The sequence below is a fragment of the Spongiactinospora sp. TRM90649 genome, from assembly GCF_029382225.1.
Taxonomy (GTDB): Bacteria; Actinomycetota; Actinomycetes; order Streptosporangiales; family Streptosporangiaceae; genus Spongiactinospora.
In genome coordinates this window covers 24637-47018 of the sequence record NZ_JARLTC010000006.1, presented here as the reverse complement: position 1 = coordinate 47018, position 22382 = coordinate 24637, and the positions used below count along the sequence as shown (strand labels likewise).

Sequence of the window (22382 nt, the reverse complement as noted above, 5' to 3'; positions counted from 1 at the left end):
CTCCGTCGGCGTCCGGCCGATCACGCGGCAACGGCGAGCAGGTACACGTATAGTAGCGATGTCCGCTATCTATTATCAACAGCAACGGGTGAGCCGGTGGCCGAAGACACCGGTCGTGCGGCGAGGCCGCCCAGCATCGCGCCGAGCCCGGCGACGAGGACCACGACCCCCGTCCACAGCTCGGGCGGCCAGCGCAGGCCGACCGCCAGGTGCAGGCCGGCGAGCTGCCCGGCGCAGACGAGCCCCGCGTACAGCGCGCCCGCGATCGGCAGGCGCAGCGCCGCGTCCGGGCCCCGGACGGCGTCCAGCCGTACGATGGCCAGGTCGGCGAGCACGGCGGCGGCGATCGCGGCCAGGCAGACCGTCAGGTAGACGCCGGGGAACTCATTGATCACCATCAGCCGCACCGCGATGCCCGTCACCAGCGCGGTGCCCGCGCCGAGTGTGGCCCGCCTGCGGTGCATCAGCAGCAGCGGGACGGTCAGCAGCAGGGTGGTGATGATGTAGCTGGACACGCCCTGGACCGCCCAGAACTCGTCGGGCGTGTCGATGATCCCGCCGTAGTCGCGACCGAGGACCGGCTCGTACGGCCGGGTGGGCGCGAGCGTCATCATGGACGCCCCGTAGTTGAGCATCACCAGCGCGCCCATCGCCGCGTACGTCATCGAGACGACTCCGGCGAACGATCGGGCCCCGCCCTCCCCCGACGCCCACCAGGACCGCAGCGGGCTGGTGCCGATGATGATCCCGCCGACGGAGGCGACGATGTGGGTGGGGCTGAACGACGGCAGCAGGCCGACCTCGATGCCGATGGTCTGGTGCCAGATCATGTCGCCGAAGCCGCCGACGGCGAAGATCAGCGCGCCCAGCGCACCCAGCCGGTAGCCGCGCGGGAAGCCGTCCCGCCACCACACCGGGAACCGGTGCCGCCTGCGGTACGCCAGCCAGAAGATCCACACGGCGGTCAGGCCGTAGCCGGCGTACATGACCGCGTGATAAGGGGTGAAAAATCCCTCAAGGGTGGTTATGACGTTCTTGTGCGCCCAGCCGTCGATCGCCAGCCCGGCGATCATCACCGCGCCGCACAGCACCGTCACCAGGTCTTCCCGGACCGTGGCGATCTCGCCGCGGTCCACGTCCACGCCGGGCCGGGCCCAGTCCAGGATTCCACTGATCGCCATGACTCTCCCCCGAGGTCAGACGGCCCTGCGCCGCAGAGTGGCGTCGGTAAGGGCGGACGGACGCCAGCCGGCGTCGGCCGGGTTGATCGTCACGCCGGGCGGCACGATCTCGTCGATCCGGTCCAGGACGTCGTCGGACAGGCGCACGGACGCGGACCCGAGCTGGCTCTCCAGGTGCTCCATGGTGCGCGGCCCGATGATCGCCGAGGTCACCCCCGGGTGCCCGATCACGAACGCCAGGGCCATCTCGACCAGCGTCAGGCCGCTCTCCTCCGCCAGGCGGGCGAGCGCCTCGGCGGCGTAGAGCTTGCGCTGGTTCTCCGGCATCGCCATGTCGTACCGGGCGGGGAGCATGACGGACCGCCTGCTCTCCGGCGTGGCGGCGCCCTCGCGGTAGCGTCCGCTGAGCCAGCCGCCCGCGAGCGGGCTCCAGGAGAGCACGCCGATGCCGTACCGCTGGCAGGACGGCAGAACCTCCGCCTCCGCTCCCCGCACCAGCATCGAGTACGGCGGCTGCTCGCTCGCGAACCGCTCCCGGCCCCGGCGCTCGGCCGCCCACTGGGCCTCCACGATGTGGGTCGCGGGGAAGGTCGAGGTGCCGATGTAGCGCACCTTGCCCGCCCGCACCAGGTCGGTGAGCGCGCCCAGGGTCTCGTCGATGTCCACGGCGGGATCTGGACGGTGGACCTGGTAGACGTCGATCCAGTCGGTGCGGAGCCGGCGCAGGCTCTCATCGACCGAGCGGGTGATCCAGCGACGGCTGTTGCCGCCCCGGTTGGGGTCCTCCCCCATCGATCCGTGCACCTTGGTGGCCAGCACGATCTGGTCGCGCAGGCCGCTTTCGGCGAGGAATCTGCCGATCAGTTCCTCGGACTCGCCGCTGGAATACACATCGGCGGTGTCGATGAAGTTGATCCCGGCGTCCACGGCGCGTTGAATGATCTTCGCGGAGTCTTCGTAGCCGTTCTCCCCCCACCAGCCGAACATCATCCCGCCCAGACAGAGCGGGCTCACCTTGACTCCTGTCCGGCCGAACAGGCGCAGTTCCATCGTGATCATCTCCACGTGTAAATAGATACAAGCACTTTCTACTATCTCTTTGTTAGAGTGGCAAGGTACGCCGAGGAGGATCTATGCGGATCGCGGAGCTGAGCCGCCGCACCGATGTGCCGGTGCCGACGATCAAGTTCTATCTGCGCGAAGGACTGCTGTCCCCCGGCGAGCGCACGAGCCACAATCAGGCCCAGTACACCGAGGGCCACGTGCGCAGGCTCCGGATGATCAGAGCGCTGGTCGAGGTGGGCGGCCTGAGCGTGGCCGCCACCCGCGACGTGCTGGAGAAGATGTACGCCCCCGGGATGAGCGTGCTCGACTCGGCGGGCAAGGCCCAGTTCGCCATGGTCACCCCGCGCCCGGTGGTCGAGGACGCCGCGTGGGAGGCGGGCTGCCGCGAGACCGAGGCGCTGCTCGAACGGCTCGGCTGGCACATCCGCGAGACCAACCCGGCCAGGCGCACCCTGACCTCCGCACTGGCCACCCTCTACCGGCTCGGCCAGACCGGGCAGCTCCAGTTGCTCGAAGAGTACGCCAGGGCGGCCCGCCGGGTCGCCGAGGCCGAACTGGCCCTGCTGGTCCAGGAACCCGACCAGGACGCCCTGCTGGAGACGGCGGTGGTCTGGACGGCGCTCGGCGACAGCGTCTTCAGCGCCCTGCGCAGATTCGCCCACGAGGACGTCGCCTACGGCGCCTCCGCGCCCGCCCCCGAGCCCTCCGCCCAGGACACGGACTGACCGCCCCCGGCTAGGCCGCCGGGGCAGGCGCGCCGGCCGTTCCCGCCTCGGCCCCGTCGGCGGCCCTGTTTGTGATGCCGTCGGCGGCCCGATTGGTGGCCCCACTGGCGGGGCGGCCGGCGAGCAGGTCGGTCAGCTCCTGGATGGCGACGGCCGTGTCGGTGAAGCGGACGGCCCGCCAGCCGGCGCGCTCCGCGCCCGCGCAGTTCTTCTCCAGGTCGTCCACGAGCACGCACTCCTCCGGCCGGACGCCCGCCCGCGCGGCGGCCAGCGCGTAGATCTCCGGGTCCGGCTTGCGGCAGCCGACCTCGGCGGAGGAGACCACCTCGGCGAACAGCCCCTCCGGCGGGACCATCCGCCGCCAGTGCGCGTCCCACGCGGGCGGCATGTTCGTCAGCAGCCCGACGAACACCCCCCGGTCGCGGGTGCGCCGCAGCTCGTCGGCCCACTGCCGGTTGGTCTCCCGGCCGTCGAACCAGGTGTCGGCGAGGCTGACCATCGGCACGCTCCGGCCCAGGATCGCCGCAAGCGCGTCGGCGACCTGCCGGATCCACTCCTCCTCGGTGACGAGCGGGGTGTCCAGCGGCAGCATCACGTCGTCCGTGCCGTAGCTCGCCGTGACCTCGGCCACGGCGGTGAGCAGCCCCTCGGGCGGCAGCCCGGTCTTCTCGCAGAACGCGCTGAACGTATGGCTCACCGGTGGCGTCAGAACGCCCCCGAAATCAGTCCAGACTGCTTTGATCATTTCCGGCTCCCCGCTTCACGGATAATCGGCGTCTCACACCATCGCACAACCCGATCAAAGTACTGTCAGTTTGCGATCCAGCCCTGATCAGCCGTATATCACCGACGCGTAACGGCGCTCTGAGTATGAACTTACCCACAGGTCAAACTGGTTGCCCAAGCTTCGATCGGATGTATAGATTTCCACACCGTCGGCTCCGACGGCTATTTATTCAATCAATCAGAGGCGGGTAAGGTGCGGACAATCCCACTAGCGCCAACACTTACCGAAACAATCTCGCTGCGGGCTGCCGAGAACGGTTCTTCGGTGGCCTACCGGTTTCTTCCCGATGGCGAGAACGAGTCGCACGCGCTGACGTTCGCCGAACTGGAGCGCGGGGTGCGCGGGCTCGCCGCGCGGCTGGCCCGGCACACCTCGCCCGGTGACCGGGCCATCATCCTGGCCCCGGACGCGGACGCTTTCATCCGGGCGTTCCTGGCGTGCCAGTACGCGGGCGTCATCGCCGTTCCGGTCTACCCGCCGATGCCGTTCGAGACCCGCAGGAACAGCGACACGCTGCGGGCGATCACCCGGGACTGCGCGCCCACCACGGTGATCTACGCGGCGCCCGAGGAGTACCGGGAGCTGATCCTCGCTCGCACGCCCGAGCTGGCCGCGCCGTACTGGCTGGACGCCACCGAGCCCGGCGACGACGGCGACGGCTTCGAGCCCGTCCCGGTGTCGCCGGACGACCTGTCGTTCCTGCAGTACACCTCGGGATCCACCGCGCTGCCCAAGGGCGTCATGATCAGCCACCGCGCGCTGATGCACCAGGAGGAGCTGCTGCGCCAGGTCGGGCGGTTCAGCACCGACTCGGTCGTGGTGAGCTGGCTGCCGCTCTTCCACGACATGGGACTGATCGGCAACGTGCTGGCCGCCCTCTACAACGGGTGCCAGGCCGTGCTGATGCCGCCGCCGGCGTTCGTGCAGCGGCCGGTCAGGTGGCTGCGGGCGATCAGCCGCTACCGGGCGACGATCTCCGGCGGCCCCAACTTCGCCTACGAGCTGAGCGTGCGGCGGATTCCACCGGAGGACCGCGCCGGGCTGGACCTCAGCAGCCTGGTCCTGGCCTTCAACGGGGCCGAGCCGGTCCGCGCCGCCACGCTCGACGCGTTCACCCACGCCTACCGGCCGTACGGCCTCGGCGAGCAGGTCCTCTACCCCTGCTACGGCCTGGCCGAGCTGACCCTGATGGCCACCGGCTCGCCGATCGGCACCGGCTCCGTCGTCCGTTCCATCCGGCTCGACGCCCTCCAGGAGGGCCGCCTGGTCCACGGCGGCGACCACCGCGCGGTCGGCTCGGGCCGCGCCATGGAGGGCCACCGGAAACTGGCGATCGTCGACCCGGAGACCTCGCTCCGCCTGCCCGAGGGCCGGGTCGGCGAGATCTGGGTGGCGGGCCCCGACATGGCCGACGGCTACTGGAACCGCCCGCAGGAGAGCGAGCAGACGTTCGGCGCGCGGATCGCGGACACCGGCGAGGGCCCGTTCCTGCGCACCGGCGACCTGGGCGTGCTGGACGACGGCGAGCTGTTCGTGGTCGGACGGCTGAAGGACCTCGTCATCGTCGGCGGGCGCAACCACTACCCCCAGGACATCGAGGCCACCGTGGAGTCCGCCCACCCGCTGGTCAGGCGGGGCTGCGTGGTGGCCTTCGGATCCACCGCCCAGGGCGCGGAACGGCTGGTCGTGGTGGCCGAGATCAAGCCGGTCTCCACGGCCGGCGAGCTGACGGCCATCCGGCGGGCGCTGGGCTCGGCCGTCGCGGCGGCGCACGGCGCCCAGGTCGGCGAGCTGCTCCTGACCGAGGCCGGGACGATCCCCAAGACGTCGAGCGGCAAGCTCCAGCGCCGCGCGTGCGCCGCCGCCTGGGAGCGCGGCGAGCTGACCCCGGCGTCCGCGCGAGAGGCGGAGGCGGTCCGATGAGCGGCGGCGATTCCCTGGGGCACGAGGACGGCCGTCCCCGGCGCTCGGAACGGGAGATCGCCGAGTGGCTGATCTCCCGGACCGCCGAGCTGCTCGCGGTCGAGCCGGGCTCGCTGTCCCCCGACGAGCCGTTCACCGAGCTGGGGCTCTCGTCGATGCAGGCCGTGGAGTTATCCGGTTATCTCGAACGGTGGGCGGGCGTGCCGATCTCCCCGACCCTGGCCTACGACCATCCGACGATCACGGACGCGGCCCGCCACCTCGCCCCGCCCGCCACCGGAACGAAAGGCGAGACGCGCCCGGCGACGCCGGAGGTCACCGCCGCGACTCCCATCGCGATCGTCGGCATCGGCTGCCGGCTGCCCGGCGGCGACGGCGTCGAACGGTTCTGGAACGTGCTGCGCGAGGGCGTGGACGCCATCCGCGAGGTCCCCGCCAACCGCTGGGACGGCGAGGCCCTGTACGACCCCGACCCGGACGCCCCCGGCAAGATGAACACCCGCTGGGGCGGGTTCCTGGACGACGTCGAAGGCTTCGACGCGGACTTCTTCGCGATCTCCGCCCGGGAGGCGGCGCGGATGGACCCGCAGCAGCGGATCGCGCTCGAAGTCGCCTGGGAGGCCCTGGAGGACGCGGGCATCGCGCCCGGCGGACTGTCGGGCTCCCGCACCGGCGTCTTCGTCGGCGCGTCCACCTTCGACCACGGGGCGGGGCTGCTCGGCTCCGGCGTCCCCGCCGAGGCGTACGACGGGACCGGGGCGGCGCTGAGCGTCATCGCCAACCGGCTCTCCTACTGCCTGAACCTGCGGGGGCCGAGCCTGGTCATCGACACCGCGTGCTCGTCCTCGCTGGTCGCGGTGCACTACGCCTGCCAGGCGCTGCGCAACGGCGAGGCCGACCTGGCGCTGGCGGGCGGGATCAACGTGATCACCAGCCCACGCATCGCGCTGAGCTTCAGCAGGGGGCGGCTGATGGCCCCCGACGGGCGGTGCAAGCCGTTCGACCACCGGGCCGACGGCTACGTGCGCAGCGAGGGCGCGGGCGTCGTGGTGCTCAAGCCCCTGCCCGCGGCGCTGGCCGACGGCGACCGGGTCTACGCGGTGATCCGGGGCGGCGCGGTCAACCAGGACGGCCGGACGAACGGCCTGGCCGCGCCGAACCGGCCCGCCCAGGAGGCGGTGCTCCGCGCCGCCTACGCCGCCGCCGGGGTCGAGCCGGGCACGGTGGACTACGTCGAGGCGCACGGCACGGGCACAGCGGTCGGCGACCCGATCGAGGTGGGCGCGCTGGCGACCGTCCTCGGCCGGGACCGCTCCCCCGATCGCCCGCTGCGCGTCGGCTCGGCCAAGTCGAACATCGGCCACACCGAGGCGGCGGCGGGCGTGTCCGGGCTCATCAAGACGGCGCTCGCGCTGCACCACGGCGAGCTGCCCCCGACGGTCCACTTCGAGAAGCCCAACCCGCTGCTCGGCCTGGACCGCCTGCCGATCGCCGTCCAGGCCGAGGCCGCCTCCTGGCCCGAACGCTCCGACGCCGCCCTCGCCACCGCCGGCGTCAGCTCCTTCGGCTTCGGCGGCACCAACGCCCACCTCGTCCTCACCTCCCGCCCCGAGGAGGACGCGCTGGAGAGCGAGGCCGGACGAGGCCCCTGGCTGTTCGCGGTCTCGGGGCGGACGGCGAGCGGGCTGCGGCGGCGGGCGGCGGGATGGGCGCGGGCGGCTCGCGCGAACGCGGACGATCCCGCCTGGCTGCCCAGGGCCGCCGCAGCGGCCGCGCGCCGGGCCGACCATGACCGGCACCGGGCCGCCGCCGTGGTGGCCGACGCCGCCGAACTGGCCGCCGCCATGGACGCCCTCGCCGAGGGCCACCGCGCGCCCGGACTGTCCGGGCCGCACGAGGCCGCGCGCCGCGCCCAGCGGCCGGCGCTGGTGTTCCCCGGGCAGGGCGCGCAGTGGGCGGGCATGGGCAAGGGCCTGGCGGACGCGTTCCCCGCGTTCCGCGACGCCATCCGCCGATGCGACGCCGAGATCTCCCGCCTGCTCGGCCGTTCGGTGTGGAGCGACGCGGACGGCCTGGTGGCCGAGGGCACCGCGAACGTGCAGCCCGCGCTGTTCGCCTACCAGGTGGCGCTGGCCGAGACGTGGCGGGCGCTCGGCCTGGAGCCCGCCGCGGTGATCGGCCACAGCATGGGCGAGATCGCGGCGGCCCATGTCGCCGGGGCGCTGTCCCTGGCCGACGCAGCCCGCGTCGTGTGCGAGCGCAGCGCGCTGCTCACCGAGATCTCCGGACGGGGCGGCCTGGCCCTGGTCGAGCTGGACGCGGGAGAGGCGTCCAGGGCGATCGGCGGCCGGGAGGACGAACTGTCGATCGCGGCCGTCAACGGCCCGCGCGCGACGGTGCTGTCCGGCGACCCGGACGCGCTCGGCGAGGTGGTGGCCGCGCTGGAGGCGCGCGGCGGGTTCGCCCGGCGCGTGGCGGTGGACTTCGCCGCGCACAGCCCGCACGTCGAGCCGCTACGGCCGAGGCTGCGGGCCGCGCTGGCGGGGATCGAGCCGCGCACGGCCGATACCATGATCTACTCCACGGTCACCTCGGAGGCCGTGGCGGGCACGGACCTCGGGCCGGACTACTGGGCCCGCAACGTGCGCGAGACGGTACTGTTCTCCCCCACCCTGGAACGGCTGCTCGCCGAGGGCTACGAGACGTTCGTCGAGCTGGCCCCGCATCCGGTGCTCACCAGGTCGGTGGCGGAACTGGCCGACCACACGGGCCGTCCGGCGACCGTGATCTCCTCCGTCCGCCGGGACGAGGACGAGGCACGCGGGCTGCTCCTGGCCCTCGCCGAGCTGTACACGCGGGGCGGTTCCGTGGCCTGGGCGGCGATGTACCCGCGGGCCCCGCACCTCGGCGTGCCCGCCCAGGGCTGGGACCGCAGGCGGTTTCCGCTGCTGGACCCGGCGGGCGGCGAAAAGGCCGGGGGCGCGGGCCGCCCGTGGCGCGGCACGCTGCTCGGCCGCCGAATCCGGGTCGGCGGTGAGGCGGACGTGCGGCTGTGGCCGCTGCCCGGCGACCTGGCCACCGCCCCGGAGCTGGCCGACCACCTGGTGGACGGCACGCCGCTCGTACCGGGCGCGTACTGGCTGTCGGCCGCCCTGGACGCGGCGGCCGACTCCCCCGACGCCCGGGGATCCGGGTCGGTGGCACTGGAGGGCGTGGTGTTCGCCCGCCCCAGCGTGGTGGACGACACTGACCCGGACCTGCAGATCGCGCTGCGCCCGCTCGGGCCGGGACGGTCGTCGTTCCTGATCACCTCCGACCGGGGCGGCGGCACCGTGGCCCACGCGCACGGCGTCGCCGTCGCCGACGGGGGTCCCGCCGGGCCGCACCCGTCGGTGGAGGACCTGACCACCGCGCCGCTCGCCGCCGTCGCGCCCGGCGAGCCGTACGCGCGGCTGGAGACCGCCGGGCTGACGTACGGCGAGCGGTTCCGCGGCCTGGCCGGGCCGCGCGCCGGCGGAGGCGCGGCGGTGGCCGCGATCCGCCTGCCCAGGGGCCTGGACACCGGCTGCGCGCCGCTGCACCCCGCGCTGCTCGACGTGTGCTTCCACACGGTGGCCGCCGCCGCGGGCGACCGGCTGGGCGACGGCGTGCTGCCGCTGCCCGCCGGGGCCGACCGGGTGTGGGCGCGCACCGGGACGGCCCCGCTGCGCGAGGGCCACTGCCACGCGGTCATCAGGTCGGCGGGCCCGCGCGAGCTGTCCGCCGACGTGACCGTGCTGGACGAGCGCGGCGAGCCGGTGTGCTCGGTGATCGGGCTGCGGGTCGGCCTGGTCGCCCGACGTCCGGCCGAGCAGGGCCGCCTGTACGCGGTGCGCTGGGATCCGGTCGAGCCGTCACCCGCCGAGAGCGACGCCCCCGGTGGCTGGCTGGTCGTCACGGCCGACGAGGGCGCCGGCCGGGACCTGGCCGCCCGCCTCGCCGCCGACGGCGAGACCTGCGTGGTCGCCGCCCCCGACGCCTCCGGCGACGCGCTGTCCCTGGCGCGGGGCCACGGCGCCGTGCTCGCGGAGGCCGAGGCGAGGCTCGGCGCGCTGCGCGGCGTGGTGGACCTGCGGGCCATGACGGACGACGGCGAACCGGACACCGCCGCCCTGTCCGGCCGGGCCGCCGCCGCGCTCGACCTCGCCCGTGCCCTGACCGGCAGGGACTGGGCCACCGAGCCGCCCCGGCTGTGGCTGGCCACCTCCGCCGCCCGCGCACGGACCGGGTCCGTGCTGTGGGGGCTCGGCCAGACGATCGCCAACGAGCACCCCGAGCTGGCCTGCTCGGTCATCGACGCCGAGCCGGGCCAGACCGACGCCGTCGCGCGTGCGCTGCGGACGGTCGCCGAACCCGGCCGGTTCTCGATCCGCGCGGGGACGGTGCTCGAACCCCGGCTCGCCGCCGCCCCGAACGGCGGCGGTGGCGGCACGCCCATCGGCCCGCACGGCGAGTACCTGATCACCGGCGGCCACGGCGCGCTCGGCCTGCACGTGGCCAGATGGCTGGTGTCCAGAGGGGCCCGCCGCCTGCTGCTGCTCGGCCGGGGCGCGCCCGGACCGGCGGCGGAGCGGACCATGCGCGAGCTGCGCGCGGCGGGCGCGCTGGTGCGCGGCGAACGGGGCGACGTGGCCGACGCGGACCGGCTGGCCGAGGTGATCGCGTCCTCCCCCGACCTGACCGGCGTGTTCCACCTGGCCGGGACGCTGGAGGACGCGCTGATCGGCACGCTGGACGAGGACGCCCTGCGCCGGGCGCTCTCCGGGAAGGCCGCCGGGGCCTGGAACCTGCACCGGCTCACCCTGGACCGGCCGATCGAGCACTTCGTGCTGTTCTCCTCGCTGGCCGGGCTGTTCGGTGCGCCCGGTCAGGGCGCGTACGCGGCGGCCAACACCTTCATCGACGCGCTGGCCGAGTCCCGCGTGGCCGAGGGGCTGCCCGCGCAGAGCATCGCCTGGGGCACGTGGGCCGGTTCCGGCCTGGCGGCCGACGGCGGCGGGGCCGACCGGATGGCCGCGCGCGGGATGCCGCCGCTGGATCCTGGCGTCGCGGTCGAACTGCTGGACGCGGCCCTCGCCACGGGCGAGACCCAGGTGGCGGCGGCGGCCTTCGACTGGGCGGAGTTCGGCGGGGCCGGGCTCGGCTCCGGCGCGCGCCGGCTGGTGCGCGGGTTCGCCGCCCGGCCGGACGGCACGGCCGCCGAGCGCGGCGCCGTACGGCACGCCGTCCTGACCGCCGCCACCGGGGCCGAACGGCTGGACGCGCTGCGCGCCTTCCTGCTCGGCGAGACCGCGGCCGTCCTGGGCAGGCCCGCCGCCGAGGTGGACACCTCGGTGCCGCTGCAGGAGCTCGGCTTCGACTCGCTGATGGCGATGGAGCTGCGCACCCGGCTGGAGTCCGGCCTGGACATCCGGCTGTCGGCGACCGTCGTCTACACCTTCCCCACCGTGGAGGCGCTGGCCGAGGGGCTGCTCGACCGGATCGGCGGGGCCCGGCCGTCCCAGGCGGCCGAGGAGGCTCCGCCGGTGGACGCCGATCCGCTGCACGACGTGGACGACGCGGAACTCGCCGCGCTGCTGTCCGCCGAACTCGACCTGCACCGGGAGATGGACACATGACCGACCAGCGCGCGTTACTCGAACAGGCGCTGCGCCAGCTTCGCGACACCCGCGCCCGGCTGGCCGGGGCCGAACGGGCGCTGCGGGAGCCGATCACCGTGCTCGGCGCCGGGGTGCGCCTGCCCGGCGACCCGGCGGGCGGTGAGGACGTCACCGATCTCGACGCCTACTGGTCGCTGCTGCGCGGCGGCGTGGACGCCGTCACGCCGATGACCGACCGGCCCGACGGCCACCGCCCGCCGCCGGGCGACCGTCCGCACGACGGCCACTGGGCCGGGCTGCTGCGCGAGGTGGACCGCTTCGACGCCGGGTTCTGGGGCATCTCCTCCGGCGAGGCCGACCGGATGGACCCCCAGCAGCGGCTGACGCTGGAGGTCGCCTGGGAGGCCATCGAGGATGCGGGGCTGCCGCTCCCGCTGCTCCAGCGGCGCGGCACCGGGGTGTTCCTCGGCGTATACGGCAGCGACTACCTGAGCATGCAGTTCGCCGACCCCGGCTCGATCACCGCCTACACCGCGCCGGGCGGCGCGCACAGCATCCTCGCCAACCGGCTGTCCTACCTGCTCGACCTGGACGGCCCCAGCATGGCCGTGGACACCGCCTGCTCCTCCTCGCTGATGGCCGTGCACCTCGCGGTGCGCGCGCTGCGCCAGGGCGAGTGCGACATCGCGCTGGCCGGCGGGGTGAACCTGGTGCTGTCGCCGCTGTCCACGCTGGTGACCGGGAAGGTGCTGCCGATCGCGCCCGGCGGGCGGTGCCGCAGCTTCGACGCCGCCGCCGACGGCATCGTCCGCGCCGAAGGGTGCGGCGTGCTGGTGCTGACCCGCGAGTCACTGGCCACCGAGCTGGCGCCCGGCAGGCGCGGGCGCGGCGTCATCCGGGGCACGGCCGCCAACCACGACGGCCGCACCAACGGCCTGACCGCGCCCAACCCCCGGGCCCAGGCCGCGCTGCTGCGGCGGGCGCTGGACGACGCGGGGGCCAAGCCCGGCGAGGTCACCTACGTCGAGGCGCACGGCACCGGTACGCCGCTCGGCGACCCGATCGAGATGGAGGCCCTGGACGAGGTCTACGGCGAGGGCGACCTTCCGTGCGAGGTCGGCTCGGTCAAGAGCAACTTCGGGCACCAGGAGGCGGCGGCGGGCATCGCCGGGCTGATCAAGGCGCTGCTGGTGGTGGAGCACCGGGAGGTCCCGCCCAACCCGCTGCTGCGCAAGCCGAACCCGGAGATCGACCTCACCGCGAGCCGGCTGCGCCTGGCGACCGGCCGTCCGGCTCCGCTACCGGACTCCGAAGGGCCCCCGCTGGCGGCGGTCAGCTCGTTCGGATTCGGCGGGGCCAACGTTCACGTAATAGTGGAGGCCGCCACCGAACCGGCCACGACCGGCGCGGAATCGGCCACGACCACCGTCGGCGGCGAACCAGCGACCGCACCGATCTCGGTCGGCGGCGAGCCGGGTTCCGGCGGTAGCGGGCGGTTGGTACTGCCGCTTTCGGCCAGGGGCGGTCCCGCGCTCCAGGCGATGACCCGCGCGTACGCGGACCTGCTGGAGGGCGCGGACGCGGCCCAGGTCTCGCGGGTCGCGGCGGCCGCCGCGACCCGGCGCTCCCACCTGTCCCACCGGCTGTGCGTCACCGCCGCCGAGCCGTCCGAACTGGTCCGCAGGCTCCGCGAGGCCAGGACGGCGGGCGCCCGCCCAGTACCGCCGCGCCCGCCGCGCGTCGCGTTCGTGTTCGGCGGCCAGGGCTCGCAGTGGACCGGCATGGGCGCGGAGCTACTGGCGCGCGAGCCGGTGGCGCGGGCCGAGATCGAGGCGTGCGACGCCGTGGTCCGCGACCTGGCCGGCTGGTCGGTGCTCGAACAGCTCACGGCCGAGGACGACCGGCTGCACGAGACCGAGGTGGCGCAGGTCTGCATCGCCTCGGTGCAGCTCGCCCTGGACGCCCTGTGGCGGTCTTGGGGCGTCCGCCCGCACGCGGTCGCCGGGCACAGCATGGGCGAGATCACCGCGGCCCGCGCGGCCGGGACGCTGACGCGGGAGCAGGCGCTGGAGCTGCTGCTGCGCCGGGCGCGGCTCACCGAGCGGGGTGCGCGCGGCGGCGCCATGTGCAGTGTCGGGCTGCCCCGCGAACGGGTCGAGGAGCTGATCGGCGACGACCCGGCCATCGGGATCGGCGCGGTCAACGGCCCCGAGAGCACCGTGGTGTCCGGCGAGCGGGCGTCGGTGGATCGCGTCGCCGAGGCCGCCGAACGGCTCGGCGCGCGGACCAGGCGGCTGCCCGTCGGGTACGGCTTCCACAGCCCGCTGCTCGACGGATCCGACGACCTGCTCGCCGCCGAGGTGGGGCACATCACCGCCGCGCGCGGCGACGTACCGCTCGTCTCGACGGTGACCGGGCGGCGGATCGCCGGGCACGAGCTGGACGGCGGCCACTGGGGGCGGAACCTGCGCGAGGCGGTGCTGTTCGCGCCCGCCGTCGAGGCCCTGGCCGCCACCGGCGCGACGGTCTTCGTGGAGCTTGGCCCGCATCCGGTGCTGCTGCGGGACATCGGCGAGACCCTGGAGCGGGCGGGCGTCCGCCACGTGGCCGCCGGAGGCCCGCGCCGGGACCGGCCGCTGGCCGAGAGCCTGGACCGCGCCCTGGGCGACGTGTGGCAGGCGGGCGTGGAGGTCACGTGGGAGGGGGTGCTCGGCGCTCCGGCGGGCGAGGTGCCGCTGCCCTCCTACCCGTGGCGGCACGCCCGGCACTGGCTGCCGTCCGTCCGCACGCCGGACCTCACCGAACGGCCCGCGACCGAGACCGCGCCCTCGTCTGCGTCTACGTCTGGGGAGTCGGCGGTCCCCCTGCCGGACGAGGGCGAGCGCGTGGAGGCCCTGGCCCTGTACGTACGGCAGCGCATCGCCGCCGCGCTGAACGCCGCCGACGTGGACGAGGTCCCCGCCGACCGGCCGCTGCGCGACTTCTCGCTGGACTCCCTGGTGATCGTGGAGCTGAAGAACCAGGTGGAGGGCGAGCTGGGGATCACCGTGCCGCTGCAGGTCCTGCTGGGCGCGCTCACCGGCGGCACCGCGCTCGACCTGGCGACGGCCATCGCCGCCGCCGAGTCCGGCCGGGTGGAACCGGCGGCGGGCGAACGGATCCGAACCGCCGTGGCCGGCGGCTGAGGCAGGAGGCGAACCAGTGAGCACCGTACGCGCGTCGGCGGCGCTGGCCCCGCTGGGCGACCAGTGGGCCGCGTCCTGGCGACTGGTCTGCTTCCCGCACTCGGGCGGCACCCCCGCGATGTTCCGCCGCTGGACGGCCGGGCTGGCCCCCGACGCCGAGGTCTGGGGCGTCACTCTCCCCGGCCGCGCCGCGCGGGCGGACGAACCGTTCGCCCGCGACTGGGCCCCCCTGGTCGCCGAGGTCACCCGGGCCGTGCTGGACGAGGTGCGCCCCCCGGTCGTGCTGTTCGGGCACAGCCTCGGCGGGCTGCTCGCCTACGAGGTGGCCAGGGGGATGACCAGGGCGGGCGAGCCGCCCGCACACCTGGTGGTGTCGGCACGGGCCACGCCGCCCACGCCGTCCCCGCTGTTCCTCCCGGACGGCGACCGCGAACTGCTGGACGCGGTGGACCGCCTCTACGAGGGCGTGCCCGGCATCGTCCGGGACTCCCCCGATCTGGTCGCCCACTTCGCCCCGATCCTGCGGGCGGATCTGGAGCTGGCCATCTCCTACGAGTTCCGTCCAGGCCCGCCGCTGCCGTGCCCGATCACGGCGCTCGGCGGCGTGGACGACCCCACCGTCCCGGCCGCCGAGCTGGACGGCTGGGCCCGCTACACCGCCGCCGACTTCGCCGGGCAGCGATTCCCCGGCCGCCACTTCTACCTGGAGGCGGCCGAACGGGAAGTGCTGGACGCCATCTGGCGGCGAACCACCCATGTCACCTACGGAGGTGTGCGTTGATCCCCGAACAGGTCAAGGTCGAAGTGGACGTGCGGGTCGAGTTCGAGCGGACCGTGCCGCGCGCGATCGCCCATCGGCAGGCGGTGGGCGAGGTGTTCGTCACCGACTCCGCCAGGGGCAGGGACGGCGACTATCTGGTGGCCGTCCAGCTCCCCCGGGCGCACAGCCTGTGGCACGACCGCGACGTGCCGTTCCACGACACGTTCTCCACCGCCGAGGCGGCCCGCCAGGGTTCCTTCGTGGTCCTGCACCGCTACTTCGACGTGCCGGTCGGCCTGCCGTTCAGCCTGCTGCGCTGGCGGTTCCGGATCGAGGACCTGGACGCCTACCGCGACGACCGCGCCACCCCGCTGCAGGGCGTGCTGCGCTACCGCGTGGAGGACAAGGGGCGGGCGGGCGCGGGCTTCGGCGACATGACCCTCACCGGCACGCTGGACATCGGCGGGGTCACGGCGATGACCCTCTCGGGGGACGTCGTCTTCTTCGACCGCGACGACTACCGGGTGCTGCGCGAGTACCAGCAGGCGGCCAAGCCGACGGCGGACCCGTCGCAGCCGCGCCCCGAGCCGCTGGCCGCGGCCCGGGTGGGCCGCCTGGACCGGCGCAACGTGGTGATCGGCGAACCGTCCGGGGACCGTTTCCCGTATGTCATTGACACCACACATCCTTCGTACTTCGACCATGCGTATGACCATGTGCCCGGACCGTTCATCGTGGAGGGGTTCCGGCAGGCGTCCCTGGTGGCGGCGGTGGAGAGCGGGGCGCTGCCGTCCCCGCGTGCCGCGGTGACCGCGTGTTCGACGGTCTTCGCCGGATTCGGCGAGTTCGGCGGCCTCCTTGAGTGCTCCACCGAGGTCGGCGACCGTACCCCCGACGGCCGTGTCTCCGTGGACCTCGGCCTCCACCAGTACGGCCGCCGCCTCGCCGAGGCCACCGTCGAGCTGACCCCTCACCCGGCGGCCTGACCCCATGCCCCGGCGACCAGCACCGCCCCCGCCCCACCGCGAGCGGGGGGACGACGTGGCCGGCACCGTGACCGGCACCGTGACCGGCACCGTGCGGGCCGCTTCCACCGTGCCGGTGGGCGACCCGGTCAAGGCGCGTTCCGGGCGGGTGGTGACGGCGGCTCTCGCCGTCTTCGTCACCGGGCTCGCCCTCTTCGTGGCGGATCCGATGCTTCCGGACGTGGAGCGCGGCCTGGGCACCGGGCCGGGGGCGAGCCGGTGGGTGGTCCTCGGGTACGCGCTCGGCTGGATCGCGGCGCTCTACCCGGCGGGCCGCTGGATGTCGCGGCGGCCGGACGGCCCGCGGCGGATGGTGCTTGCCGGGGCGGTGGGGTTCGCCGTCGCCACCGGGCTCGCCGCCGTCGCGCCGGGTATCGCCGCGCTCATCGCCGCGCGGGTCGTGCAGGGGGCGTTCGCCGGGCTGCTGACCGCGCCGGTGCCGCTGCTCGCCCTGTACGGCAGGCGCCCGGCCACCGCGCTCGCCGTCACGGGCGTGTGCGGCTCGCTGGGCTGCCTGACCGGCACCCTGGCGAGCGGCGGGCTGGTCGCCCCACTGGGCTGGCGCGGCATCCTGCTCGCCCTGCTCCCCTTGGTCGCCGTGACCGCCCTCCTGGGCGTACGCGCCCTCCCCCGTTTCCTGCCCAGTCCCCTCCCCGGCCGCCCCTCGCTCCGCCCGCTGCTCGCCCCCCTCGCCCTCGCCACCTGCGAGGGGACGCTCATCACCCTGTACCCGTTCTTCCTGTTCCAGGGAGAGGTCCAGCAGGCCCCGCTCCCCCTGGTCGGCCTGGTCGCGGTGGCCCTCCCCATCGGCCTGCTGGCCGCGGCCGTGGCCGGAGGCCGCCTGTCCGACCGCCTCAACCCACGCTGGGCGGCGCTCGGCGGGGTGGTCGTGGCCGCTGCCGGGGTGTCGCTGACGCTGCCGGTCTCCGGCGGATGGTCGGCCCCAGAGGTGGCGGTCCGGTTGCTGGTGGCCGGGGCCGGGCTGGGGCTGGCGTGCGGCGGGGCGCAGGCAGTCGCGCTGCGCGGGCTCGCGGCCGGCGCCGCCTGGCGGGTGCAGGCGGCCCGCGTCGCCGGATTCACGCTCGGCCCGATTCTCGCCGCCTCGGTGTGGGAGGCGTCGGGCTACTTCTCACGTAACGGACTGGGCACCGCGCTGCTGCCGTGCGCCGCCACGGCGCTGCTGGCGCTCGCCGCCCTGGTCCCCATCCCAACGTCACGAGGAGAACAATGAGCAACCAGACCATAAAGGACCTGCTGGCCGAGGCGGTGACCCGGCCGTGGTTCCAGTCGGCCCCGGCGCCCGCCATGCCGTACCCCCGTCCGCTGCCGCAGCCGGCGGCCACCGCCCCGGCGGCGGAACTGCCCCAGCCGGTCCCGATTCCCCAGGTGACCGGGCGGCACGTCTACCACCGGCCGGTGCGGTTCGCCGACATCGACGCCCAGGGCCACGTGAACAACGTCCGTCTCGTCGAATACCTGGAGGACGCGCGGATCTCGTTCTTCTTCGACTACGTGCGCGACTCCGACGGCGACATCGACCCGGGAAGCCCGCTGCCCGGCGTGGCCATCGCCCGGCACGAGGTGAACTACCGCAGGCCGCTCCGGTTCCGCCACGACGAGGTCCGGATCGAGTCCTGGGTGACCAAGATCGGCCACGTGCGGACCGAGCTGGCCGCGGAGATCCGCGACGACCACGAGGTGTTCGCCGAGGCGCGTTCCACCGTCGTGGCGTTCGACCTCGACACCCAGCGGCCCCGCAGGTTCACCACCGACGAGCGCGCCTACCTGCGGCGCTACCTGGTCTGATCGGCGTGGTCGCACGCCTCCTGGCCGCCCTGCTGCTGCTCCTGATCATGACGGGGTCCGCCGCCCCCGCGGCGGCGGACCCCGTCGCGGGCGGGGCGGATGCCAGGTTCGCCCAGAGCATCGGCGGCGCGGACGTCACGGTGGTGGTCAGTACGCCGACGAGGGTGCCCGCGGTGCTGGGGGTGGAGGTGATCGCCTACGCGCCGGTGCCCCGGCTCGACCTGGCGCTCGCGGTGCGGTCGGCCGAGAGCGGCGCGGTCACGCGGGACGTGGTGCGGCTGCTGCCCGGCCGTCCCGGCGTGTACCGGGCCACGGCCCTGCGGGCCTCCCACGCCGGTCCGCACGAACTCGAACTGCGGGCCGGGGGGCAGGTCTCGACGCTGCCGTTCCGGGTGCTGGTGGCCTCCTCGTCGCCGTGGGAGTTCGTCATCCACGGCGGCCTGTACGCGGCGGGGATCCTGCTGGTGGGCGGCCTGCTCACCGGTGGGCTGTCCAGGCGGCCCTCGGGAGTGGCGGTGGTGAGCGGCGCGGTGCTCGGGGTCGCGGCGCTCACCACCGCGCTGCTGTCGTCGTGGCTGCCCCTGCCCGTCGCAGAGGGCGCCGCGCCGCCCGTCGGCCCGGCGGTGCCGACGGGCCGTCCCTACGTGACGGCGCTGGCCGTCACCGAGCCCGCGAACCCGCGTCCCGAGCAGGAGTTTACCCTGGTGATGGACCTGTTCGACGGCTCGACCGGGCTCCCGGCGGACGACCTGACCGTCCATCACGCCGCGCTCGCGCACCTGGTGGTGACCGGCGCGGACGGCGCGTACTTCCGGCACGCCCATCCGCTGCGCGCGGCCCCCGGACGGCTGGCCGTGCGGCTGCGGGCCGGGGCCCCCGGCCGCTACCTGGCGTACGCGGAGATCGAGCGGGAGGGGGCCGGCCGGCAGAGCGTTCGGGCCGCCTTCACCGTGGCGGGCCGGACCGGCACGGCGGGCGAGCCCGTCCACGCCCCGGCCGCCGTCCCTGGGCTGACGATCACCCCGGCCCGGCCGGTGGCCGGACGCCCCACGACCTTCGCCTTCGCGGCGGGCGGCGGCGTCCAGACCTGGCTCGGCATGGCCGGGCACCTGGTCGTGCGCGACCTGCCGGGGACGCTGCTCGGCCACGCGCACGAGATGGGCTCGATGATCCCGGCTACGCCGGGCGTCCCCCCGCCCGGCGAGGGGACCGCCACCGGATCGCCGGTGCTGCGGTTCACCTACGCCTTCCCCAAGCCCGGCCGCTACCTCGCGTGGGTGCAGTACGCCAGGGGCTTCCGGATCGAGACCGTGCCGTTCGAGGTCACGGTGACCGAGGAGGACCGCACGCGATGAGACGAGTCGTGATCATGATCCTGCTGGCGGCGGCGGCCGTGACGGTCTTCGCCGCGGGCCGTCTGGCGCCCGACCGGGTGGAGGAGCGGCGCGCGGGGCGGCTCTACGCGATCGCGGTGACGATCGAGGACCCGGCGGCGCGTCCGGTCACCGCCGCCGTCCGGGTCGAGCGGGGCGCGGCCGTCTCGGTGTCGGTGTCCGGGCGGATGCCGCAGATGGGGCACGTGACCCCGGAGGTCGCCGCGCGCCGGGGCGAGGACCGGTTCACGGCCACCGGCGCCCTGTTCGGCATGAGCGGGGTGTGGGAGCTGGCCGTGCGGGTGCGCGGGACGGACGGGGAGGAAGTGATCACCGTCCCCGTCCTGGTCCCCGCCTGATCCCCGCTAGAGCAGGGCGAGCGCCCGCACCGGGGCGCCGAACCCGCCGCGCAGCTTGGCCGCGCCGACCACCAGGGTCGCCCCGCGCTCGGGGACGGTGTCCAGCGCGGCCAGGTTCTCCAGCCCGTACCGGCCGGTGGTCAGCAGCATCCGGTGCACCAGCGGCTCGCGCCTGGTGCCCACGTCGAGGCTGCTGGTGTCGGTGCCGAAGCCGACGATGGACCGCCGCTCGATCAGGAACTCCGCCGCCTCGGGGCTCACCCCGGGGAACCGCATCACCTGGGCGCGCGGGTCGAACTGCAGGTAGGCGCGCGGGTCGGCGACCCGCTTGTACCAGCCGCTGTCGGACGCGACGAAGGCCCGCTCGGGGAGCGGGCCGTGGCGGCGTTCCCAGTCCTTGATGTCCTTGACCGTCAGCTCGGTGATGTTGTCCCGGGCGGCGCGCTCGGCGATGCGGACCACGCACAGCGGGACCACCAGGTCCTGCGGGGGGATGAGGTCGGCGGTGCGCAGCCCCGCCCTGGAGTGGGCGGGGACGTCCATGTGGGTGCCGGTGTGCTCGTTGAAGGTCCACTCGGCGGTGTTGAACCCGGCGACCCGCTCGAACATCACCTGCCTGCGCTCCGGCCTGCGCACGTAGAGCTGGAAGACCGGGAAGTCCGGGCTGAGCGGGTGGGTGAGGTCGAGCACGCGACTGGCGTGCGGCGGGGGTGCGACCGCGGCGGCCTCCGCCCGCCCGGCCGGGAACGCCGCCACGCCGAGGCCGCCCGCGACGGCGGCCAGCGCCGCCCGGACGGCCTGCCTGCGGCCCATCGGCGCGGCCGGCGGCTCCTGCGGGCACGTGTGCCGCCCGGGTTCGCCCTCCAGGGCCGCCATGATCGTTTCAGGTGAGCACATCGCTCGGGCTCCCGTTCAGCTTTCCGCTCGGGTGTCGGCGGGGATCTCCCCGGCGCGGCGTGCCGCCGGGCGCAGCAGGTCGACCAGCGGGCCCGCCTCGAACGTGGTGGCGGCGTCGGCGACGTAGCCGTCCGGCCGGACCAGGACCAGCGTGCATCCGGCGAGCCGTCCGCCTGGGGCCCAGCCCGCGGGCAGCACGTGGGCGTCCTCGGGGTAGCGGTCGGCGGAGTGCCCGCCGTCGGCGGGCAGCAGCACGTGCGTGCGCAGCCGGTCGGACAGCGGGGCCACGTCGGACAGCACGCCCGCGACGCGGGTGGCGTCGCCGGGGCCGGGCAGGACCAGCAGCGTGTGCTTCGGCCCGGACAGCAGGCGGCGCAGGCGGACCGGCGGGCCGCCCGAGGCCGGGACGACCTCGGCGTCGGGCATCCCGCGCGGGCCGAGCGCCCGGCGACCGCCGCGCGGGCCGACGGCGGGGCTGCGGCGGTAGTCCAGGTCGTCCTGGGTCAGCGGGGGCACGAACCGGCGCTCCAGCGCCCCCGCGCGGTCGAGCACGCCGAGCAGCGTGTCCCGCAGCAGGCGGCTGACCTGCGACCGCATGGTCCACAGGCGGGTCTGCGTGTGCGCGCCGCGCAGCACCTCGGCGGCCACCGGCGACCGCTCGGCCTGGTAGCTGTCCAGCAGCCGCTCGGTGTGCGCGCTGCCCGCCTGGATCAGCGCGAGCTTCCAGGCGAGGTTGGCGGCGTCCTGGATGCCGGTGTTGAGGCCCTGCCCGCCCGCCGGGCTGTGCACGTGGGCGGCGTCGCCCGCGAGCAGCAGGCGTCCGGACCGATAGCGGGCGGCCTGGCGCATGTGCACCAGGAACCGGGTGCTCCACCCAAGCGCGCGGATCCTGACCGGGTACGGCGCGCGCTCGTCGGCGAGCCGCTGCAGCTCCTCCATGGTCGGGGCCGTGTCGTGGGAGCCCACGGTGGTGGCGTCGGCGAACACCCGCAGGCCGCCGCCGGGGAGGGACACCAGGACGAGCACGCCGTCCGGGTGCAGGTGGTAGTGCGCCTCGCCGAGCGGCACCGGGCTGTCCACGTCGCCGTCGCCGAGGACGAAGCTGCGGGAGTAGGTGCGCCCGCCGAACGGGATGCCCGCCAGCTCGCGGACGCTGCTGTGCGCGCCGTCGCAGCCGACGACCCAGCTCGCGGCGAACTCCTCGTCGCCGCCGGGGCCGCTCAGCCGGGCGGTCACCCGGTCGCCGTGGTCGGCCACGGACTCCAGGCGGGTGTGCCAGCCGACGTCCACGCCGAGTTCGGCGAGCCGCCGCGACATGATGCCCTCGACCACCGGCTGGGTGATGCCCAGCATGGTGGGCACGCCGTTCCACTCCTCGGGCAGCCGCACGGTGGCCACGTTCTTGCCCTTGGACCAGTAACGGGCGGCGCTCATCCGCGCGCCGGCGGCGATCACGGCCGCCGCCGTTCCCTGCCGGGAAAGGACGTCGAGCGCGCCGGGCCAGAGGGTGAGCGCCCGCGCCTGATCGGCGGGCCTTCCTCCGGACTGGTCGATTATCCGGCATTCCACGCCCTGACGGCGAAGTTCGGTGGCGAGGGCGAGCCCCGTGGGACCGGCCCCGACCACCAGAACGGGTAAGGGATTCCGCACGATCTCA

15 protein-coding genes are annotated in these 22382 nt (G+C 74.8%); 10 read left to right on the top strand and 5 right to left on the bottom strand.

What is annotated here, in order from left to right; translation table 11 throughout:
- Nucleotides 1–65: 65 nt before the first annotated feature.
- A complete protein-coding gene (locus tag P3X83_RS07530; RefSeq protein ID WP_277304146.1) occupies nt 66–1181 on the bottom strand; it encodes a hypothetical protein in 1116 nt (371 codons plus the stop codon).
- Nucleotides 1182–1196: 15 nt separating this feature from the next.
- Nucleotides 1197–2240 carry an aldo/keto reductase gene (locus P3X83_RS07525; protein WP_277304468.1) on the bottom strand — a complete coding sequence of 348 codons (1044 nt, stop codon included), beginning with the start codon at nt 2238–2240 and terminating at the stop codon, nt 1197–1199.
- A gap of 74 nt (nt 2241–2314) precedes the next feature.
- On the opposite strand from P3X83_RS07525, the gene P3X83_RS07520 reads away from it, so the two are divergent.
- A complete protein-coding gene (locus P3X83_RS07520; RefSeq protein WP_277304145.1) occupies nt 2315–2971 on the top strand; it encodes a MerR family transcriptional regulator in 657 nt (218 codons plus the stop codon).
- Between the two features lie 10 nt (nt 2972–2981).
- On the opposite strand, the gene P3X83_RS07515 is transcribed toward P3X83_RS07520, so the two are convergent.
- Nucleotides 2982–3716, bottom strand: a complete 735-nt coding sequence (locus P3X83_RS07515; RefSeq protein WP_346742690.1) for an HAD family phosphatase — start codon at nt 3714–3716, stop codon at nt 2982–2984.
- 234 nt (nt 3717–3950) lie between these two features.
- Here P3X83_RS07515 and P3X83_RS07510 point away from each other — a divergent pair, with 234 nt between their 5' ends.
- From P3X83_RS07510 to P3X83_RS07470, 9 genes are read left to right on the top strand one after another with little or no spacing between them, the layout of a single operon-like run.
- Nucleotides 3951–5681, top strand: coding sequence for a fatty acyl-AMP ligase (locus tag P3X83_RS07510; RefSeq protein ID WP_277304143.1), 1731 nt, complete (start codon nt 3951–3953; stop codon nt 5679–5681).
- Nucleotides 5678–11338, top strand: coding sequence for a type I polyketide synthase (locus tag P3X83_RS07505; protein WP_277304142.1), 5661 nt, complete (start codon nt 5678–5680; stop codon nt 11336–11338). The genes P3X83_RS07510 and P3X83_RS07505 overlap by 4 nt, the downstream gene beginning before the upstream one ends.
- A complete protein-coding gene (locus tag P3X83_RS07500) occupies nt 11335–14505 on the top strand; it encodes a type I polyketide synthase (RefSeq protein WP_277304141.1) in 3171 nt (1056 codons plus the stop codon). The genes P3X83_RS07505 and P3X83_RS07500 overlap by 4 nt, the downstream gene beginning before the upstream one ends.
- Nucleotides 14506–14521: 16 nt before the next feature.
- A complete protein-coding gene (locus P3X83_RS07495) occupies nt 14522–15286 on the top strand; it encodes an alpha/beta fold hydrolase (RefSeq protein ID WP_277304140.1) in 765 nt (254 codons plus the stop codon).
- Nucleotides 15283–16251, top strand: coding sequence for an AfsA-related hotdog domain-containing protein (locus P3X83_RS07490; RefSeq protein ID WP_277304139.1), 969 nt, complete (start codon nt 15283–15285; stop codon nt 16249–16251). The genes P3X83_RS07495 and P3X83_RS07490 overlap by 4 nt, the downstream gene beginning before the upstream one ends.
- Before the next feature lie 55 nt (nt 16252–16306).
- Nucleotides 16307–17521: an MFS transporter gene (locus P3X83_RS07485; protein ID WP_277304138.1), complete on the top strand. Its 1215-nt coding sequence runs from the start codon at nt 16307–16309 to the stop codon at nt 17519–17521.
- On the top strand, nt 17518–18096 hold the full coding sequence (locus tag P3X83_RS07480; protein WP_346742689.1) for a thioesterase family protein: 579 nt from the start codon (nt 17518–17520) through the stop codon (nt 18094–18096). Before P3X83_RS07485 ends, P3X83_RS07480 begins: the two co-directional genes overlap by 4 nt.
- A 5-nt stretch (nt 18097–18101) precedes the next feature.
- Complete coding sequence (locus tag P3X83_RS07475; RefSeq protein ID WP_277304137.1) at nt 18102–19451, top strand: hypothetical protein; 1350 nt, start codon at nt 18102–18104, stop codon at nt 19449–19451.
- Nucleotides 19448–19828 carry a hypothetical protein gene (locus P3X83_RS07470; protein ID WP_277304136.1) on the top strand — a complete coding sequence of 127 codons (381 nt, stop codon included), beginning with the start codon at nt 19448–19450 and terminating at the stop codon, nt 19826–19828. Before P3X83_RS07475 ends, P3X83_RS07470 begins: the two co-directional genes overlap by 4 nt.
- A gap of 6 nt (nt 19829–19834) precedes the next feature.
- Here P3X83_RS07470 and P3X83_RS07465 read toward each other — a convergent pair whose 3' ends face one another.
- Together P3X83_RS07465 and P3X83_RS07460 are read right to left on the bottom strand one after the other, a co-directional pair.
- Nucleotides 19835–20725, bottom strand: a complete 891-nt coding sequence (locus P3X83_RS07465; RefSeq protein WP_277304135.1) for a cyclase family protein — start codon at nt 20723–20725, stop codon at nt 19835–19837.
- A gap of 15 nt (nt 20726–20740) precedes the next feature.
- Nucleotides 20741–22375, bottom strand: coding sequence for an FAD-dependent monooxygenase (locus P3X83_RS07460; protein WP_277304134.1), 1635 nt, complete (start codon nt 22373–22375; stop codon nt 20741–20743).
- Nucleotides 22376–22382 lie beyond the last annotated feature (7 nt).

Excerpts from the sequence above, each read along its gene's own strand:
- P3X83_RS07530 (WP_277304146.1), bottom strand. The coding sequence starts at position 1,181 with ATGGCGATCAGTGGAATCCTGGACTGGGCCCGGCCCGGCGTGGACGTG.
- P3X83_RS07525 (WP_277304468.1), bottom strand. The coding sequence starts at position 2,240 with ATGATCACGATGGAACTGCGCCTGTTCGGCCGGACAGGAGTCAAGGTG.
- P3X83_RS07520 (WP_277304145.1), top strand. The coding sequence starts at position 2,315 with ATGCGGATCGCGGAGCTGAGCCGCCGCACCGATGTGCCGGTGCCGACG.
- P3X83_RS07515 (WP_346742690.1), bottom strand. The coding sequence starts at position 3,716 with ATGATCAAAGCAGTCTGGACTGATTTCGGGGGCGTTCTGACGCCACCG.
- P3X83_RS07505 (WP_277304142.1), top strand. The coding sequence starts at position 5,678 with ATGAGCGGCGGCGATTCCCTGGGGCACGAGGACGGCCGTCCCCGGCGC.
- P3X83_RS07500 (WP_277304141.1), top strand. The coding sequence starts at position 11,335 with ATGACCGACCAGCGCGCGTTACTCGAACAGGCGCTGCGCCAGCTTCGC.
- P3X83_RS07480 (WP_346742689.1), top strand. The coding sequence starts at position 17,518 with ATGAGCAACCAGACCATAAAGGACCTGCTGGCCGAGGCGGTGACCCGG.
- P3X83_RS07470 (WP_277304136.1), top strand. The coding sequence starts at position 19,448 with ATGAGACGAGTCGTGATCATGATCCTGCTGGCGGCGGCGGCCGTGACG.
- P3X83_RS07465 (WP_277304135.1), bottom strand. The coding sequence starts at position 20,725 with ATGTGCTCACCTGAAACGATCATGGCGGCCCTGGAGGGCGAACCCGGG.